Origin of the sequence: Microbacterium sp., from assembly GCF_047605725.1 — a bacterium.
GTDB lineage: Bacteria > Actinomycetota > Actinomycetes > Actinomycetales > Microbacteriaceae > Microbacterium.
Map to the genome: position 1 here is coordinate 48,448 of NZ_JASGFE010000009.1, position 16,678 is coordinate 65,125.

The following is a 16,678-nucleotide window of genomic DNA, read 5'->3' on the forward strand; positions in this document are numbered from 1 at the left end:
TCACTCACGACCGGTCAGGCCCCAGGCATCCTCGGAGCCCTCGTCGCCGTCGACGACCTCGTGGCCCTCGAACTGCGCCGACACGGCGTCCGGCGGCTCCTCGCCGCGGAGCCGGGCCAGCACCGCCGGCAGCTGGTCGGGAGTGACGAGCACGTCGCGGGCCTTCGAGCCCTCCGACGGCCCGACGATCTCGCGCGACTCCAGCAGGTCCATGAGCCGGCCGGCCTTGGCGAAGCCCACACGGAGCTTGCGCTGCAGCATCGAGGTCGACCCGAACTGCGTGGAGACGATCTGCTCGGCCGCCGCCAGCAGCAGCTCGAGGTCGTCGCCGATGTCGGCGTCGATCTCCTTGCGCTCCACCACCGCGGCCACGTCGGCGCGGTACTGCGGCTGGGCCTGCTTCGTGACGTGCGCGACGACCTTCTCGATCTCGCTCTCGGCGACCCACGCGCCCTGCACGCGGATGGCCTTGGAGGCGCCCATCGGCAGGAACAGCCCGTCGCCCTGGCCGATCAGCCGGTCGGCGCCAGGCTGGTCGAGGATGACGCGCGAGTCGGTCACACTGGTCACCGCGAAGGCGAGGCGCGAGGGCACGTTGGCCTTGATGAGGCCGGTGACGACGTCGACCGACGGGCGCTGGGTGGCCAGCACCAGATGGATGCCGCTGGCCCGGGCCAGCTGCGTGATGCGGACGATCGAGTCCTCGACGTCGCGGGGGGCGACCATCATGAGGTCGGCGAGCTCGTCGACCACCACGAGCAGGTACGGGTAGGGCTTGAGCACGCGCTCGCTGCCGGCCGGCAGCTGGATCTCCCCCGCCACGACGGCGCGGTTGAAGTCGTCGATGTGGCGGAACCCGAACGACGCGAGGTCGTCGTACCGCATGTCCATCTCCTTCACGACCCACTGCAGCGCCTCAGCCGCCTTCTTCGGGTTCGTGATGATGGGGGTGATCAGGTGCGGCACGCCCGCATAGCTGGTCAGCTCGACGCGCTTGGGGTCGATGAGCACCATGCGCACCTCGCTGGGCTTGGCGCGCATCAGCAGGCTCGTGATCATCGAGTTGACGAAGCTCGACTTGCCCGACCCTGTGGAGCCGGCCACGAGCAGGTGCGGCATCTTGGCGAGGTTCGCCACGACGTAGCCGCCGCCGACGTCCTTGCCGACGCCGATCGTCATGGGGTGCACCGACGAGGTGGCCGCCGGCGAGCGCAGCACGTCGCCGAGGGTCACGATCTCGCGGTCGGTGTTGGGGATCTCCACGCCGATCGCGCTCTTGCCGGGGATCGGGGCGAGGATGCGCACCTCGTTCGAGGCCACCGCGTAGGCGATGTTGTTGGTCAGCGCCGTGATGCGCTCGACCTTGACGCCCGGGCCGAGCGAGATCTCGTACTGCGTGACCGTCGGCCCACGCGAGAAGCCGGTCACCCGCGCGTCGACGGAGAACTGCTCCAGCACCCCGGTGATGGCCTGCACGACGCGGTCGTTGGCCTCGGAGCGCGCCTTGTGCGGCGTGCCCGAGGCCAGGGCCGACACCGACGGCAGCCGGTAGGGCGTCTGCGGGGGCCGGCCGTCGTGGTCGCTGCCGAGTCCGGACAGGCCGGGCAGCACGCCGTCGTCGACGACCTCCTCGGCGTCCTCGCGGATGCCGACGTCGGCCTTGCGGCCTGCCTTGCGCACACCGGCCAGGAGTGCCGGGTCGATGATCTCGGTCGGCGCGTCGGATGCCGCGGCGGCGACCGCCTGGTCGAATCCGCCGGCCGCGTTGGGCTGCAGCACGGCGGTGAGGTCCTCGGAGCCGAGGCCGGTGTCCGGCTCCTCCTCGCGCCCGGTCCTGTTGCGCCGCCACCAGGGCAGCGAGTCGGTGTCGGCGGCATCCGCCTTCTCGTCCTTCGAGAACGCGACGGTCGGCGTCTCGTCGGCCCGTACCGGGCGCTCCGCCCCGAACATCCACGCGTACAGGTCGCCCAGACGCCGTCCGATGCGGTTCGGCGGGGTCTTGGTGATGATGAGCACGCTCAGGAGCACGACGAGCCCCAGCACGACGTTCGCGCCGGCGCCGGTGAGGAGCATCGCGAGCGGCTCGCCGACCATCCAGCCGAACAGGCCCCCCGCCTCGCTCAGCGCGGGCAGTCCCTCGCGCGGCTGCGGACGGGCAACGGCGACGTGGCAGATGCCGGCGATCGAGACGAGGAACAGGGCCAGGCCGATGCCGAGCCGCCCGTTGTCGTGCACCGAGGGCGGATGCCGGAACAGCCATCCGGCGAGGATCAGGAGGAGCACCGGGAGGACGAACGCCTCGCGGCCGATGAGCGCGCCGACCGTGTAGGCGCTGATGAGCGTGCCGAGCTCGGTGCCGATGAGGAACCACTCCACGACCGCGCCGGCGATCGCGAACAGCACGAGCAGGAACGGGAAGCCGTCGCGACGCTGCTCCTTCTCCAGCGCCTCAGGCCCGAACGCGCGGAACATGCCGCCGGTGGCATGGGCCAGGCCCATCCAGGCGCGCACGATCACCGGCGGCTTCTCGGGCTCGCCGACGTAGCGCTTGGGCGCCGGCGCGGGTGTGCGGGCGCGCGAGGTCGAGCCCTTGGTGGCCCCGCGGGCGTTCGTGGGCGTGCTGGTGCTCCGTGCCATCATTCAACGGTAGGCGCAGGCCGCCGGTTCTGGCCGGATCGACGCGCGTTCGTCACACACGCCGGGGCCGCCGACGGGTGCGACGAACGCCTCCGCCGGTCAGCGCAGCCGCTTGACCATGGTGTCGCGCCCGCCCTCGGCCTGCACGAGCGCGAAACCCTCGTCGCGATAGAGGTTCGCGGCGAAGTTGCCCCGCTCGACGCTGAGGCTGAGGCGCGCGTGCCCCGCCTCGCGCGCGTGCGCGCAGATGCGCTGCACGAGCGCGCGGCCGACGCCGTGAGCGCGCCAGATCGGGCGCACTCCGATGATGAGCTCGGGCACGGCCGTACCGACGTAGCCGAACCCCGGGTCGGTGCGCGGGAACACCCGGTACCACGCCGCGCCGATGGGGGTTCCGGCATCGTCCTCGGCCACGAACCCGGCGTCGCCGGGCCGCATCCAGCCGGCGACGTACCGGCCGTGCTCCGTCGCCGCGAGCACCTGGGGCCTCGGGCGCGGCGCCTGCGGGCGCCAGTTCGCCGCCTCCACGGCCATGTCCGCGAGGAAGGCGCCGTCGGAGGCGACCGCAGCGCGGATCCGGTAGGAGACGGGCATGGCGCGAGTGTACGCGGGCCGTGTTACGCCCCGATGACGGGGCCTCGGCTGGGTAGGGTGGAGCTTCGGACCGGGATGCCGCGGAACAGGAGCGCCCATGCTTGCCGTCGTCGGCGACCTCATCGAGGACATCGTGGTCTGGTCGGACGGGCCGCTGCGCCGCGGCACCGACAACCCCGCCCGCATCTTCCGCGTCCGCGGCGGGTCGGCGGCCAACGTGGCGGCCTTCGCCGCGCGCCGGCATCCGAGCCGGTTCATCGGATGCGTGGGCGACGACGCGGCCGGTCGGTGGCTGGTCGAGCAGCTGCGCGCCGAGGGGGTGGACGTGCGCGCGCAGCACCACGGTACGACCGGCGCGATCGTGATCCTCATCGACTCCGACGGCGAGCGCACGATGCTCCCCGACCGCGCCGCCGCCACGCGCCTGGAGCACGTGCCGGATTCGTGGCTCGACGACGTGGAGCTGCTGCACGTGACCGCGTATGCGCTGGACGGGTCGCCGGTGCGCCAGAGCGTCGACGAGCTCGTGCGCGCGATGCGGGCGCGACGCGCCCCGGTGTCGATCGACGCCTCGTCGACCGATGTGCTGGAGCGGCTGGGCGTCGACCGCTTCCTCGACGAGGTGGCCGAGACCGCTCCCGCCTTCGTGATCGCCAACCGCGACGAGGCCGACGCGCTGGGGCTCGACGTGCGGGTGCTGCGGCGCTGCCGCGAGACCGCCTTCGTGATCAAGAACGGACCGGACCCCACCCGGGTCCTCCGCCACGGGATGCCGGAGCTGACGGTCCCGGTGCCGCCGGTGGAGCGCATCCGCGACTCGACCGGTGCCGGCGACGCCTTCGCGGCGGGCTTTCTGACCTCCTTCCTCGCCGACCGCGACCTGCGGGCGGCGTGCGAGGGCGGGCACGCCCTCGCCGCGTCGGTGCTGCGCTCGCCGGGCGCCACGGCATCCATCCCCGTCGTCGGCTGAACACCACCGCCCCAGAGAAAGAACAGGTCACCCCATGAGCGCAGCGATCACAGTCTCCCCGGAGGTGCAGGATGCCGTCGCCGCCGGCGCTCCGGTGCTCGCCCTCGAGTCCACGATCTTCACCCACGGCCTGCCCCGGCCGCGCAATCTGCGCGTGGCACTGGAGTCCGAGGACGAGCTGCGGGCCTCCGGCGTGACGCCCGCGACGATCGGTGTCGTGGCGGGCGAGGTCGTGGTCGGACTGAGCCGGGCGCAGATCGAGCGGCTCTCGAACGACGACGACGTGGTCAAGGCGTCGATCCGCGACCTGCCGGTCGCTATGGCCAAGGGCCTGAGCGCCGGCACGACGGTGGCCGCGACCGCCTTCGCCGCGCACGCGGCCGGGATCAGGGTGTTCTCCACCGGGGGCCTCGGCGGCGTGCACCAGGGCGCGTCCGAGACCTTCGACGAGTCCGCCGACCTCGGCGCGCTGGCGGCGCTGCCGCTGGTGGTCGTCAGCGCCGGCGTGAAATCGATCCTCGACATCGGGTTGACCCTGGAGCGCCTGGAGACGCTGAACATCCCGGTCGTGGGCTACCGGACCACGGACTATCCGGGCTTCTACATCGCCGACTCGGGCTTCGACATCGAGTACTCCGCCGCCGACGCGGCCGAGATCGCGCGCATCGCCGCGGGGCGCGACGCGCTGGGGCTGACCTCGACGGTGCTGGTGGCCAACCCCGTGCCGGTGGAGCACCAGCTCCCGCCGGAGAGGCTCGACGCCGTGCTGTCGGCCGCACACGCGGCCGCCGCGGCCGAGGGGATCGCCGGGCACGACCTGACGCCGTTCCTGCTGGACTGGATCCAGCGCGCCACCGGCGGCGAGAGCCTCGAGGTCAATGTGCACGTCTACCGCAACAACGTGGCCCTCGGCGCCGAGATCGCCAAGGCCCTCGCCGCGCGCTGACCCGCCCGGCATCCCCCCTGCCCGTCCGTCCGCCCGTGGCTCGCCCTGCCCGTCCGCCCCGCCCGCCCGTCCGCCCCGGGCTCGCCCTGTCCGAGCCCGCCCCTCCCCCGCGAGTCACTGCCCTACTCGCGAATCACTGCCCTCCAGCGCAGTGACTCGAAGCTAGGGCAGTGACTCGCGTGCGAAGGCAGTGACTCGAGGGCGCGCCTGAGACAACCTGGGCAGTGACTCGCGAGCGGGAGCAGTGACTCGCGCGCGCGAGAGACAACGCGCCGGACGGGCTACGCCTCGATCACGAGGGGCACGATCATCGGGCGCCGGCGCAGCGACTGGTTGACCCAGCGGCCGATCGTACGGCGCACCACCTGCGACAGCGCGCGCGAGTCGCGCACGCCCGACTGGGCCGCCTCGGTGAGGGCCGCGGCGATCTTCGGCTTCACGCTCTCGAAGACCGCGTCGTCCTCCGCGAAGCCGCGCGCGTGGATCTCGGGCCCCGTGATGATCCGGCCGGTGGCCGCGTCGACCACGACGATCACCGAGATGAAGCCCTCCTCGCCGAGGATCCGCCGGTCCTTGAGGTCGGCATCCGTGATCTCGCCCACCGTCGACCCGTCCACGTAGACGAACCCCAGATCGAGCTGGCCCACGACTCGCGCGACGCCGTCCTTCAGGTCGATGACGGTGCCGTTCTCGCCGATGATCGTGCGCTCGGTGGGGATGCCGGTGTCCTGGGCCAGCCGCGCGTTGGCGATCAGGTGCCGGTACTCGCCGTGCACCGGGAGCACGTTGCGGGGCTTGAGGATGTTGTAGCAGTACAGGAGCTCGCCCGCCGCTGCGTGACCCGAGACGTGCACCTTCGCGTTGCCCTTGTGCACGACGTTCGCGCCGAGCTTGGTGAGCCCGTCGATCACGCGGTAGACGGCGTTCTCGTTGCCCGGGATGAGACTGGATGCCAGGATCACGGTGTCCCCCGGACCCGGCTCGATCGCGTGGTCGAGGTTCGCCATGCGCGAGAGCACCGCCATGGGCTCGCCCTGCGAGCCGGTGGACATGTAGACGATGCGGTCGTCCGGCAGCTCGCGCGCCTTCCGGTAGTCGATGAGCACGCCCTCGGGCACGTGCAGGTAGCCGAGGTCCTCGGCGATGCCCATGTTGCGCACCATGCTGCGACCGAGGAAGGCGAGCCGCCGCCCGTGCGCGTGCGCGGCGTCGAGCACCTGCTGCACGCGGTGGATGTGACTGGAGAAGCTCGCCACGATCACGCGCCGCGGGGCCTTGGCGATCACCTGGTCGAGCACCGGTCCGATCGCCCGCTCCAGGGGCGTGAAGCCCGGCACGTCGGCGTTGGTGGAATCGACCAGGAACAGATCGACGCCCTCCTCGCCGAGCCGCGCGAACGCGCGCAGGTCGGTGATACGGCCGTCCAGCGGCAGCTGATCCATCTTGAAGTCGCCGGTGGCCAGCACGAGACCGGCCGGGGTGCGCACCGCCACGGCGAGCGCGTCGGGGATCGAGTGGTTGACCGCGACGAACTCCAGGTCGAACGGCCCGACCTGCTCGCGCTGCCCCTCGGCGACGGTGAGCGTGTAGGGACGGATGCGGTGCTCCTTGAGCTTCGCCTCGACCAGGGCGAGCGTCAGCCCCGACCCGATCAGCGGGATGTCGCCGCCGCGCTTGAGGAGGTAGGGCACGGCGCCGATGTGGTCCTCGTGCCCGTGGGTGAGCACGAGCCCCACCACGTCGTCGAGCCGGTCCTTGATCGGCTCGAAGTCGGGCAGGATCAGGTCGACCCCCGGCTGGTGCTCCTCCGGGAACAGCACACCGCAGTCGACGATGAGGAGCTTGCCCTCGTACTCGAAGACGGTCATGTTGCGACCGATCTCGCCGAGGCCGCCCAACGGAATCACCCGAAGCGTGCCGGGTTCGAGAGCGGGGGGATCGTACACGGTGGTGGGCATCGGAGCCTCCTCGGGATGCCGCGGCATCCCGTCGTCGAGTTGACGCGGTCGAGCGGTCAGCGGGTCGTGCCGTGGATCTTCGGCAGCGCACCGCCCGCGGCCGCGTTGCGGTCGGGGCGGAAGTTGGAGAAGTCGGCGCCCTCGACGCCGGTGACCAGGGCCAGCTCCTCCTCGATCACGGCGGCCTCCGCCTCCTCCGGGCCGACCAGGGGAAGGCGCACGCGGGGGCTGGAGATGCGGCCGAGACCGTGCAGGATGTACTTCGCCGACACGGTGCCCGGGATGTGGGTCATGACGGCGCGCACGAGCGGCTCCAGGCGCTGGTGGGCGGCGGTGGCGGTGGCCAGGTCGCCGCGGTTGACGGCATCCACGATCACCCGGTAGGGCCGCGCGGTGATGTTCGCGGTGACGCCGATCAGGCCCGTCGCGCCGATCGAGAGGTGCGGCAGCACGTTGGCGTCGTCGCCGGAGAAGTACATGAGGTCGGTCTGGTTGAGCACGCGGCTGACCTCGCTGAAGTCGCCCTTGGCGTCTTTGATCGCCAGGACGTTGGGGTGCTTGGCGATGCGCAGGATCGTCTCGTACCTGATCGGCACGCCGGTGCGGCCCGGGATGTCGTAGAGGATGACGGGGAGGTCGGTGGCATCCGCGACGAGCCGGAAGTGAGTGAGGATGCCCGCCTGCGTCGGCTTGTTGTAGTACGGCGTGACGATCATGATGCCGTCCGCGCCGGCCTTCTCGCTGGCCTTGTAGAGCTCGATCGCGTGGGCGGTCTCGTTCGAGCCGCCGCCGGTGATGATCTTGGCGCGGTCTCCCGCGACGGCCTTGCCGACCTCGACGAGCCGCAGCTTCTCCGGGTCGGTGAGGGTGGAGGTCTCGCCCGTCGTGCCGGTGACCACGATGCCGTCGGCGCCGGCGCTGACGACGTCGTCGATGTGCTTCTCGGTGGCGGCCCAATCGACTTCGCCGTCGGCCGTCATCGGGGTGACGAGCGCGACGAGGACCTGGCCGAAGGGGTTGCCGGTGTGCGTCATGGCTTCAAGAGTATCGGTTCCGTCTCCCGATCCGACCTCGGACCCGCGCGCGGTCGCGGGTACGCTCGCACCATGGCCTGGCAGACCCGAAGCACCCGGACCGTGTACGCGAACCGCTGGATCACGGTGCGCGAGGACGAGGTCACCGGGCCCGCCGGCGACGGCATCTACGGCGTGGTGACGGTGCGCCACCCCGCGGTGTTCGTGGTCGCGCTGGACGCACGGGCGCGGGTGTGCCTGATCCGGCTGGAGCGCTACACCGTCGGCAGCGGGTTCGAGGTGCCGGCCGGCGGCACCGACGGCGAGGAGCCGCTGGTGGCCGCCAAGCGGGAGCTGCGCGAGGAGACCGGGTTCACGGCGTCGGAGTGGACGCTCCTGGGCACGATGAACGCGCTCAACGGCATCGCCGTCGCGCCCGAGCACGTCTACCTCGCCCGCGGGCTGCTGCGCACCCAGGACGGCGCACGCGACCGGCTCGAAGAGGGGATCACGGAGGTGGTGTGGGTGCCCTTCGCCGAGGCCGTCGCGATGGTCGCCGACGGCCGCATCACCGACGGCGAGACGATCGCCGCGCTCGCCTACGCGGGGATCCACCTCGACCGGTTCCGCTGAGGGGCCCTCAGCGCTCGTAGCGCAGGAAGCGATAGCGGATGCCGGTGCGCGAGAGGTGCCACCCGGCATCCGGATCCGACGCCACCACGCGCCACCCGTCGGTGCCGGGCGCCGTCGTGTCGCCGTCCACGTCGAGGTCGAGCTCGGTCACCTCCAGGACGTCGGCCTGCTCGATCGCCGCGCGGTACAGCTGTCCCCCGCCGATCACCCAGATCGTGTCGGGACGGGCCTGCGCTGCGAGAGCGAACGCATCATCGAGCGATGCCGCCCGCTCCGCCCCCGGCGCCGCCCACGCCTCGTCGCGCGTCACGACGAGGTTGCGCCGGCCCGGGAGCGGCCGGAACCGGTCGGGGAACGACTCCCACGTGCGCCGGCCCATGACGACCGGGGCGCCCGTCGTGAGGGCGCGGAAGTGCGCCAGATCCTCGGGCACGTGCCACGGCATGCCGCCGGCAGCGCCGATGACGCCGCCGTGCGCCTGCGCCCAGACGAGGCCGATCCGCGTCATACCGCGACCGCGGCGCGGATCGCGGGGTGGTGCCGGTAGCCCTCGACGACGACGTCCTCGTAGCGGTAGTCGAAGATCGACTCCGGATGCCGCGCGAACCGCAGCGTCGGGTACGGGTACGGGTCGCGGCTCAGCTGCTCGCGCACCTGCTCGAGGTGGTTGTCGTAGATGTGGCAGTCGCCGCCGGTCCAGACGAACTCGCCCGGCTCCAGCCCGGTCTGCTGGGCCACCATGACGGTCAGGAGCGCGTACGAGGCGATGTTGAAGGGGACGCCGAGGAACAGGTCGGCGCTGCGCTGGTACAGCTGGCACGACAGGCGTCCGTCGGCGACGTAGAACTGGAACAGCGCGTGGCAGGGGGCGAGGGCCATGTCGGGGATGTCGGCGGGGTTCCAGGCCGACACGATCAGTCGCCGCGAGTCGGGATCGGTGCGGATCTGCTCCACGACCTGGGAGATCTGGTCGATGTGCGCACCGGAGGGCGTCGGCCACGAGCGCCACTGCACGCCGTAGACGGGGCCGAGGTCGCCGTCGGCATCCGCCCACTCGTCCCAGATGGTCACGCCGTGCTCCCGCAGCCAGCCGACGTTGGACTCACCGCGCAGGAACCACAGCAGCTCGTACACGATCGACTTCAGGTGCACGCGCTTGGTGGTGATCAGCGGAAACCCCTGCGACAGGTCGTAGCGCAGCTGCCGACCGAACACGCTGGTCGTCCCGGTGCCGGTGCGGTCGGCCTTGCGCGTGCCATGGGCCAGCACGTCGCGCAGGAGGTCTTCGTAGGGCGTCGGGATCGTCACGGATGCCACGATACCCACGATCGCGCGAGCCGTGCCGGTCTAGGCTCGACACGAGGGCAGCCGCCCCCGCACTCGCCGAGGAGGAGACATCATGAGCGTCACGAGCGAAGCCAGCACCACGTGGAGCGGAAGCCTGATCGAGGGCTCGGGGGAGGTCGCGCTGGAAAGCTCCAACCAGGGCCCGTTCGCGGTGAACTGGAAGGCGCGCAGCGAGGGGTCGACGTCCGTGACGACCCCCGAGGAGCTCATCGCCGCAGCGCACTCGTCGTGCTACAGCATGGCGCTCTCGCACGCCCTGGCCGGCAACGGCACGCCGCCGGAGAGCGTGGAGACGACCGCCTCGGTCACGTTCATCCCCGGCACCGGCATCACCGGCTCGCACCTGAACGTCAACGCCGTCGTGCCGGGCCTGTCGGCCGACGACTTCGCGCGCATCGCCGAGGAGGCGAAGGTCGGCTGCCCGGTCTCGGCAGCCCTCGCCGGGATCGAGATCACCCTCGAGGCCACGCTTGCCTGACGCCCCGGCGCGCGTCGTCGTGGCCGGCGCGTCCGGGCTCCTCGGGCGTGCGCTCGTCGACGCGCTCACCGCGGACGGCGTGCCGGTCACCCGGCTCGTGCGCGGTGCGCCGGCCGCGCCGACTCCGCTCGTGCGCGAGGTCGCGTGGGCACCGGGCGTCGAGCCGCTCGACCCCGCGGTTGTCGAGGGCGCGGCGGCCGCGGTGTGCCTCAACGGCGCGACGCTCGGCCGGTTCCCGTGGACGTCCGCGTACAAGCGTGAACTGCTGAGGTCGCGGCTGACGCCCACGCACGCGCTCGCGACCGCGGTGCGCCGCGCCGGCGTGCCGGTGCTGGTCGGCGCGTCGGCGGTGGGCTTCTACCCGGCTCGCTCCGGCGGGGCGCTCACCGAGCGGTCGCCGCGCGGCGACTCGTTCCTCGCCGACCTGTGCGCGCGGTGGGAGGCCGCCGCACGCAGTGCCGGCCCGGCGACGCGCGTGGTGCACCTGCGCACCGCACCGGTGACCCATCCGGGCGGAGTGCTCGGCCCCCTCGTGCTGCTCACGCGGCTGGGCCTTTCCGGCCCGATCGGACGCGGCACGCAGTCCTGGCCCTGGATCGGCCTCGACGACGCGGTCCGCGCGATCCGGCACACGATCGACGCCGGGCTGGAGGGCCCGGTCAACCTCGCCGGCCCCACCCGGGCCGTCGCCAACGACCTCGGCTTCGCGCTCGCGCAGCGCCTGAACCGTCCGTTTCTGCTGCGTGCCCCGGCCTGGGCGATGCGGCTCGTCCTCGGTCGCGACGCGACCGACGCGCTCCTGACCAGCGACATGCACGTCGTGCCGGCGGTGCTGGAGGCATCCGGCTTCACGTTCGCGCACCGCACGGTGGAGGATGCCGTGGCCGCCGCCCTCCCCCGTGCCTGATCCGGGACCGGCTCGAAGGCCGGCCCCGGATGCGGCGCGGTCAGGGGACCAGGACGATGCGACCCTGGATGCTGCCGTGGTGCAGGTCCTCGAACGCGCGCTTGGCGTCGTCGAGCGGGTAGTGCGTGACGTCGACGTGGATCTTGCCGGCCTTGGCGAGGGCGAGCGCCTCGCGCTGGTCGGAGCGGTTGCCCCCGTAGGGACGCTCGATGTTGACGCCCCACGGCATCTCGACGATGCCGGCGACGTACTCGAAGCCGCCGCCGCCGAGGCCGACGAAGCGGATCGCCCCTCCCTGGGCGATGACGGCGACGGAGAGGTCGACGGTCGGCTGCACGCCCACGAAGTCGATCACGACATCGGCGCCGCGGCCGTCGGTCTCCTCCAGGATGCGCGCGGCGGCATCCGGGCCGCTGGGCACCGCGATGGCGCCGTGCGACTCCGCGTACGCCAGCTTGGCCGGGTCGGTGTCGACCGCGATGATGCGCGACCCCGAGGTCGCCGCGATGATCTGCAGGCCCATGTGCCCGAGACCGCCGATGCCGATGACCACGACCGTGGCATCGCCGGTGAGGCGGTCGCGCACCGTGTTGATCGCGTGCATGGGGGTCAGTGCCGCGTCGGCCAGCGGCGCGGCGTCGACGGGGTCGAGCCCGTCGAGCGGGTCGAGGTGGTGCGACTTGACCGCGATGTACTCGGCCATGTTGCCGGGCGTGCCGATGCCGGGAGCGGCCGGGGCGAGGGCGCCGCGCGGGCTCGCGACCAGGCACTGGCTGTCGCGGCCGGCGAGGCACTCGCGGCATTCGCCGCAGCTGAGCACGAGCGCCACGAGCACCGGGTCGCCCACCTTCCAGGTCGTGACCGCCGAGCCGACCTCGTGCACGTAGCCGGCGCCCTCGTGACCGAGCGTGCCGCCGATGAGCGGGTTGTCGTCGCCCATCGCGATCAGGTGCAGGTCGGAGTGGCACAGGCCCGCGCCGGCGATCTTGACGAGCACCTCGTCGGGCTCGATCTCGGGGATCGGCTTGTCGACGATCTCGACGGTGTTGTTGCTGACATAGGTGACCGTACGCATGGGCGCTCCCCGCTCGTGATGACGCGGACGGAGCCGTCGGTGTTGCGCGCACCGTCGCACGTGATTGACGCGCTCAGCCTAGCCGTCGGCATCCCTCGCGGACCAGAGCGCGATCACCGCCGCGCCGCGAGATCCAGGGCGATCGCCCGGCGCACCGCCGCGCGCGCCCGACGGCGATCCCCCGCGCCGTCGTAGACGAGCCCGAGTCGCAGCCACGCGCGCCAGTCCTCCGGCGCGGCCTCCACCGCCGCGCGGTAGGCCGGGAAGAGCGCGTCGACCTCGTCGCGCCGCGGTCGCCCGCTGGGGGTGAGCGAGACCGCCTCGGCGGGGAGCCGGCCCTCGCGCTCGAGCCGCCGCACGAGCGCGGTCGAGCGGATGCCGAACATGAGCTCCCGCCACAGCGACCACGCCGCCAGCACCGGCAGCACGATCAGCGCGGCGCCCATCGCCATGCCCACGGCATCGCGCGACCCGAGCATGAGCCACGCGCGCTGGCCGACCAGCACGAGGTAGACGACCAGCAGGATCGCGATGAGGCCGACGGCGATGCGGGCCTTCATGCGTCCGCGGACGAAGCGGACGCCCCGAGCCCGAGGTCGATGAGGCTGTCCAGCCCCACGACGACGCCACGGGTCTCACGCGCGGCGAGCAGCGCGACGCGGATGCCGGGACGGTACGCGCGGGCGGGGTCGACCGTGTCGTGGGTGAGGGTGAGCGACTCCCCCGGGCCGGAGAGGATCGTGTCCTGGCGGGCGATCACCCCGGGCCGGCGCAGCGAGTGGATGGGCACGCTCGCCACCTGCTGGCCGCGGGCGCGCTGGTCCACGTGCGGCGAGGAGACCGGGCCGGCCTCGCTCCGGGCCGCGGCGATGAGCTCGGCGGTGCGCGCGGCGGTGCCGCTGGGCGAGTCCACCTTGGTCTCGCGGTGCGCCTCGACGATCTCGATCGACGGGAAGAACGGGGCCGCCGCGGCCGCGAGGGCCGTGGCGAGCACCGAGCCCAGCGAGAAGTTCGGGATGAACACGGCGCCGCTGCCGGCGGCATCCACCAGCGGACGCACGAGCGCGATGCGCTCCATCGACCAGCCGGAGGTGCCCACGAGCACGTTGACGCCGCGCTCCACGGCCGCGCGGACGACGTCCACCGACACGGCGGGCGTGGAGGCGTCGACCACGAGGTCGGCGCCGGCGATCTCGGCCAGATCGCTCGCGGAGCCGAGGACCGCCGAGACCTCGAACCCCTCGGTCTCGTCGACCACGTCGCGGATGATGCTGCCCAGCTTGCCGGTGCCCCCGACGATGGCCACACGTGTCGTCACGCCTCCCAGCCTACGGGCTACTGTCGAGGTCATGATGAGCCTGCGCGCGGTCGCCGTCGACGAGCCCGGCGCGCACGAGCTGCTCGCCGAGTACTTCGCGCTGCGCGCGCGGTCGTTCCCCGGCGGCGCGTACACGACGACCTTCCCCGAACCGGCCGCCTTCGAGCCGCCCGCCGGAGTGTTCGTCGTGGTCGAGGAGGAGGGCGAGCGCGTCGGATGCGGCGGCATCCGACGCGTGGCGGACGGACCGCACGGGCGCCGCTACGAGGTCAAGCACCTCTACCTGCGCCCCGCCGCGCGCGGCCGCGGCGGGGGAAGGCTGCTGCTGGAGGGTCTGGAGGAGCACGCCCGGGAATGGGGCGCGGCCGAGCTGGTGCTCGACACCCACCACACGCTGGAGGCGGCCGGCCGCCTCTACGCCCGCGCCGGTTTCACCGCGATCGAGCCCTACAACGACAACCCCAACGCGACCCGCTGGTACGGCAAGCCGCTGCGCTGACCGCTCCGCCGCCGCGCCACACCGGCTCCGTCGCCCCCGCACCGCGAAACCTCCCGTTTGCAACGTTTTCACGCCGAAAACGTTGCAAACGGGAGGTTTCGCGCAGGGTGAGGGCGAGCTCGCGCAGGGTGAGGGGAAAGCTCGGGCGGCGTGAAGCAGCGCAGGTGAGAACCGCGGGTCACACCGGGGGCTGGACGGGCAGGCCGGTGCGCAGCTCCATCGGCAGGTGTGCGAGGTCGTTGTGGGTCAGCAGCGCCCACGGCCGGCCGGGGCGCTGCGCGAGCACGGTGAGCCCGCAGTGGGCCTGGTTGAGGGTCAGCCACCGCCACGGCGCGGCGCCGAGCACCTCGCGCACGAACCACGCGATGACGAAGTTGTGCGTGATGAGCAGCTCGTGGGTGTTGGGCTTTCGCACAAGGAACTCGGCGACGGCATCCGCCATCTGCGCCGCGCCGGCCTCGACCTCCGCCGCGGTGTACGCCCCGAAGAAGGCCTCGTAGATGCTCGGCGTGTCCGCGGTCATGCCGGTGGGCACGCAGTCGAACAGCAGGGGCGTCGCCTGCGGGCTCACCGATGGCAGCCGCTCGGCCACCGCGCGGGCGGTCTCGACGGCCCGCTCCAGCGGCGAGTGCCACACGGAGTGCAGTGGCAGTCCGGAGAGGCGATCCGCCAGGAGCGCGGCCTGCCGTCGCCCGCGCGGCGACAGCGGCCCGTCGACGAGCCCGTGCTCGGCGTCGAGGTGCTCGCCGTGCCGCACGAGATACAGGAAGTGCGTCACGCCCGTCCGCTCCGTCCGGGTGTCCGAACCGTCACGATGATCTCGACTCAGTCCGCGGCGCGTGCGATCTCGGCCAGCTGTGCACGGCTGAGCCGCACCCCCACGCCGGGGACGACCTCCTCCACGTGCGCGACGGTGAAGGCGTTCACGATCGGGGCGGTGACCGCGCGCTGGGCCAGCAGCCACGCGATCGCGACGGCGGCCGTGGAGACGCCGAGCTCCGCGCCCACCGCATCGAGAGCGCGGAGGGTCCGCGTGCCGCGCCGGTTCATGTTCGCGGCGAGCTGGATGCCGCGCACCGAGGCCCCGACCGCGGAGCGCGAGCGGTGCCGTCCGGCGAGATAGCCGTGCGCGAGCGCGCGGGACGGCGTCACCGCAATGCCCTGGGCACTGGCGACCAAGCGCGTGTCGCCGTCGAACGCGCCGCGGCTGAGCACGTTGTACGGCACGTCGAGCACGGTCAGGCGCGGGTAGCCCGCCGACGCGAGGATACGCGCCTCGACGAGCTGGGGCGCTGTGAACCCGTACCCGCCGAGCGCCCGCACCTTGCCGGTCTCGACGAGCCACTCCGAGGTCGCGAGCACGTCCTCCAGCGCCGTCTTCGAGTCGGTGGTGGCGTCGAGGTAGAGCACGTCGATGCGGTCGGTGCGCAGCCGCGTGAGCGAGGCCTCCACGGCCCGCACGAGGTTGACCGGACCGAGGCCCGGGTTGTCGGGGTGGTTGCCGATCCGCACACCGAGCACGACCTCGTCGCGGATGCCGCGCGAGTGCGCCCACTGGCCGACGATGTGTTCACTGCGCCCGCTCGCGTAGCCGTCGGAGGTGTGCACCGCGTTGCCGCCCAGCGCGCGGTAGGCGTCGAGCACCTTGTGCGACGTGTCGGCGTCGACGTGCCAGCCGAACTCGGCGGCGCCGAGGATCAGCGGGAAGATGCGCAGCCCGGTCTCGCCGAGCGCGTAGCGGACCGCGTCGCCCAGCGGCGGTCCCTGCACCGGGATCGGCGCGGACGGGTGGATCGCACCGACATGCGTCGCCGGCGTGCCCGCGCCGAGCAAGTCCATGTGCCACCCCTCACGTCTCTCGGGGTCGGAGTCCGTGATGTCCGCGTCTGCGGACGTGTACCTCGAGGTTAGGACAGGCTCATCCCCGTGGAGCGCATCGCCACGGCAGGCCGGTAACCATTGGATAACGGTTTGGTCACGGAACGGCGGATGCCCGCCCCGGCATCCGGGAGCGGGCATCCGTCGGTGCGAAGGCGGGGCTCAGGCCTCGCCAGCCTCTTCGAGCACGGGCTCGAGCGAGAGCTTGCCGCGGTCATCGATCTTCGTGATGCGCACGAGCAGCTTCTGCCCGACGCCCAGCACGTCGTCGACGTTCTCCACGCGCTTGCCGCCGGCGAGCTTGCGCACCTCGCTGACGTGCAGCAGGCCGTCCTTGCCGGGAAGCAGCGAGATGAACGCGCCGAACGTGGCGATCTTCACGACCGTGCCGAGGAACTGCTCGCCGACCTCCGGGTTGGTGGGGT

At 72.4% G+C, this 16,678-nt stretch carries 18 protein-coding genes; 6 read left to right on the forward strand and 12 right to left on the reverse strand.

All coding sequences use genetic code 11. The features are described 5' to 3' along the window. Both QM641_RS03455 and QM641_RS03460 read right to left on the reverse strand, forming a co-directional pair. Positions 1 to 2,637, reverse strand: coding sequence for a DNA translocase FtsK 4TM domain-containing protein (locus QM641_RS03455; RefSeq protein ID WP_415113467.1), 2,637 nt, complete (start codon positions 2,635 to 2,637; stop codon positions 1 to 3). Between the two features lie 99 nt (positions 2,638 to 2,736). After that, a complete protein-coding gene (locus tag QM641_RS03460) occupies positions 2,737 to 3,231 on the reverse strand; it encodes a GNAT family N-acetyltransferase (protein WP_415113469.1) in 495 nt (164 codons plus the stop codon). A gap of 97 nt (positions 3,232 to 3,328) precedes the next feature. On the opposite strand from QM641_RS03460, the gene QM641_RS03465 reads away from it, so the two are divergent. Both QM641_RS03465 and QM641_RS03470 read left to right on the forward strand, forming a co-directional pair. Beyond that, entirely contained in the window at positions 3,329 to 4,201 is an 873-nt protein-coding gene (locus QM641_RS03465) for a carbohydrate kinase family protein (protein ID WP_415113471.1), read from the forward strand. A gap of 34 nt (positions 4,202 to 4,235) precedes the next feature. Continuing rightward, positions 4,236 to 5,147 (forward strand): pseudouridine-5'-phosphate glycosidase, encoded by a 912-nt coding sequence (locus QM641_RS03470; protein WP_415113473.1) that lies wholly within the window; start codon positions 4,236 to 4,238, stop codon positions 5,145 to 5,147. 281 nt (positions 5,148 to 5,428) lie between these two features. Here the strand turns inward: QM641_RS03470 and QM641_RS03475 are convergent, their stop codons facing one another. Both QM641_RS03475 and dapA read right to left on the reverse strand, forming a co-directional pair. Further along, complete coding sequence (locus QM641_RS03475; RefSeq protein ID WP_415113475.1) at positions 5,429 to 7,105, reverse strand: ribonuclease J; 1,677 nt, start codon at positions 7,103 to 7,105, stop codon at positions 5,429 to 5,431. 56 nt (positions 7,106 to 7,161) lie between these two features. Continuing rightward, complete coding sequence (gene dapA / locus QM641_RS03480) at positions 7,162 to 8,139, reverse strand: 4-hydroxy-tetrahydrodipicolinate synthase (protein ID WP_415113477.1); 978 nt, start codon at positions 8,137 to 8,139, stop codon at positions 7,162 to 7,164. A 72-nt stretch (positions 8,140 to 8,211) separates the two neighbouring features. Here dapA and QM641_RS03485 point away from each other — a divergent pair, with 72 nt between their 5' ends. Continuing rightward, a complete protein-coding gene (locus QM641_RS03485) occupies positions 8,212 to 8,751 on the forward strand; it encodes an NUDIX domain-containing protein (protein WP_415113479.1) in 540 nt (179 codons plus the stop codon). A gap of 7 nt (positions 8,752 to 8,758) precedes the next feature. Here QM641_RS03485 and QM641_RS03490 read toward each other — a convergent pair whose 3' ends face one another. Both QM641_RS03490 and QM641_RS03495 read right to left on the reverse strand, forming a co-directional pair. Next, on the reverse strand, positions 8,759 to 9,259 hold the full coding sequence (locus QM641_RS03490) for a dihydrofolate reductase (protein WP_415113481.1): 501 nt from the start codon (positions 9,257 to 9,259) through the stop codon (positions 8,759 to 8,761). Beyond that, the gene (locus QM641_RS03495; protein WP_415113483.1) at positions 9,256 to 10,068 is read right to left on the reverse strand and encodes a thymidylate synthase; all 813 of its coding nucleotides are present in this window, start codon (positions 10,066 to 10,068) and stop codon (positions 9,256 to 9,258) included. The genes QM641_RS03490 and QM641_RS03495 overlap by 4 nt, the downstream gene beginning before the upstream one ends. An 82-nt stretch (positions 10,069 to 10,150) precedes the next feature. Here QM641_RS03495 and QM641_RS03500 point away from each other — a divergent pair, with 82 nt between their 5' ends. Then, positions 10,151 to 10,576, forward strand: coding sequence for an OsmC family peroxiredoxin (locus QM641_RS03500; RefSeq protein ID WP_415113485.1), 426 nt, complete (start codon positions 10,151 to 10,153; stop codon positions 10,574 to 10,576). Then, the gene (locus tag QM641_RS03505; protein ID WP_415113487.1) at positions 10,569 to 11,483 is read left to right on the forward strand and encodes a TIGR01777 family oxidoreductase; all 915 of its coding nucleotides are present in this window, start codon (positions 10,569 to 10,571) and stop codon (positions 11,481 to 11,483) included. The genes QM641_RS03500 and QM641_RS03505 overlap by 8 nt, the downstream gene beginning before the upstream one ends. Before the next feature lie 40 nt (positions 11,484 to 11,523). Here QM641_RS03505 and QM641_RS03510 read toward each other — a convergent pair whose 3' ends face one another. The 3 genes from QM641_RS03510 to QM641_RS03520 all read right to left on the reverse strand — a co-directional run bounded on the left by QM641_RS03510 (position 11,524) and on the right by QM641_RS03520 (position 13,876). After that, a complete protein-coding gene (locus QM641_RS03510) occupies positions 11,524 to 12,558 on the reverse strand; it encodes an alcohol dehydrogenase catalytic domain-containing protein (protein WP_415113489.1) in 1,035 nt (344 codons plus the stop codon). 113 nt (positions 12,559 to 12,671) lie between these two features. Continuing rightward, the gene (locus QM641_RS03515; protein WP_415113491.1) at positions 12,672 to 13,118 is read right to left on the reverse strand and encodes a hypothetical protein; all 447 of its coding nucleotides are present in this window, start codon (positions 13,116 to 13,118) and stop codon (positions 12,672 to 12,674) included. Beyond that, positions 13,115 to 13,876: a 4-hydroxy-tetrahydrodipicolinate reductase gene (locus QM641_RS03520; protein WP_415113493.1), complete on the reverse strand. Its 762-nt coding sequence runs from the start codon at positions 13,874 to 13,876 to the stop codon at positions 13,115 to 13,117. The genes QM641_RS03515 and QM641_RS03520 overlap by 4 nt, the downstream gene beginning before the upstream one ends. 31 nt (positions 13,877 to 13,907) lie before the next feature. On the opposite strand from QM641_RS03520, the gene QM641_RS03525 reads away from it, so the two are divergent. After that, positions 13,908 to 14,375, forward strand: a complete 468-nt coding sequence (locus tag QM641_RS03525; RefSeq protein ID WP_415113495.1) for a GNAT family N-acetyltransferase — start codon at positions 13,908 to 13,910, stop codon at positions 14,373 to 14,375. Between the two features lie 178 nt (positions 14,376 to 14,553). Here the strand turns inward: QM641_RS03525 and QM641_RS03530 are convergent, their stop codons facing one another. The 3 genes from QM641_RS03530 to QM641_RS03540 form a co-directional block, all read right to left on the reverse strand. Continuing rightward, positions 14,554 to 15,153, reverse strand: a complete 600-nt coding sequence (locus tag QM641_RS03530; protein ID WP_415113497.1) for a histidine phosphatase family protein — start codon at positions 15,151 to 15,153, stop codon at positions 14,554 to 14,556. 47 nt (positions 15,154 to 15,200) lie between these two features. Next, positions 15,201 to 16,214 (reverse strand): aldo/keto reductase, encoded by a 1,014-nt coding sequence (locus QM641_RS03535; protein WP_415113499.1) that lies wholly within the window; start codon positions 16,212 to 16,214, stop codon positions 15,201 to 15,203. A 201-nt stretch (positions 16,215 to 16,415) separates the two neighbouring features. Further along, positions 16,416 to 16,678 (reverse strand): S1 RNA-binding domain-containing protein (locus tag QM641_RS03540; RefSeq protein WP_415113501.1); only part of this gene is annotated, 263 nt, incomplete at its 5' end.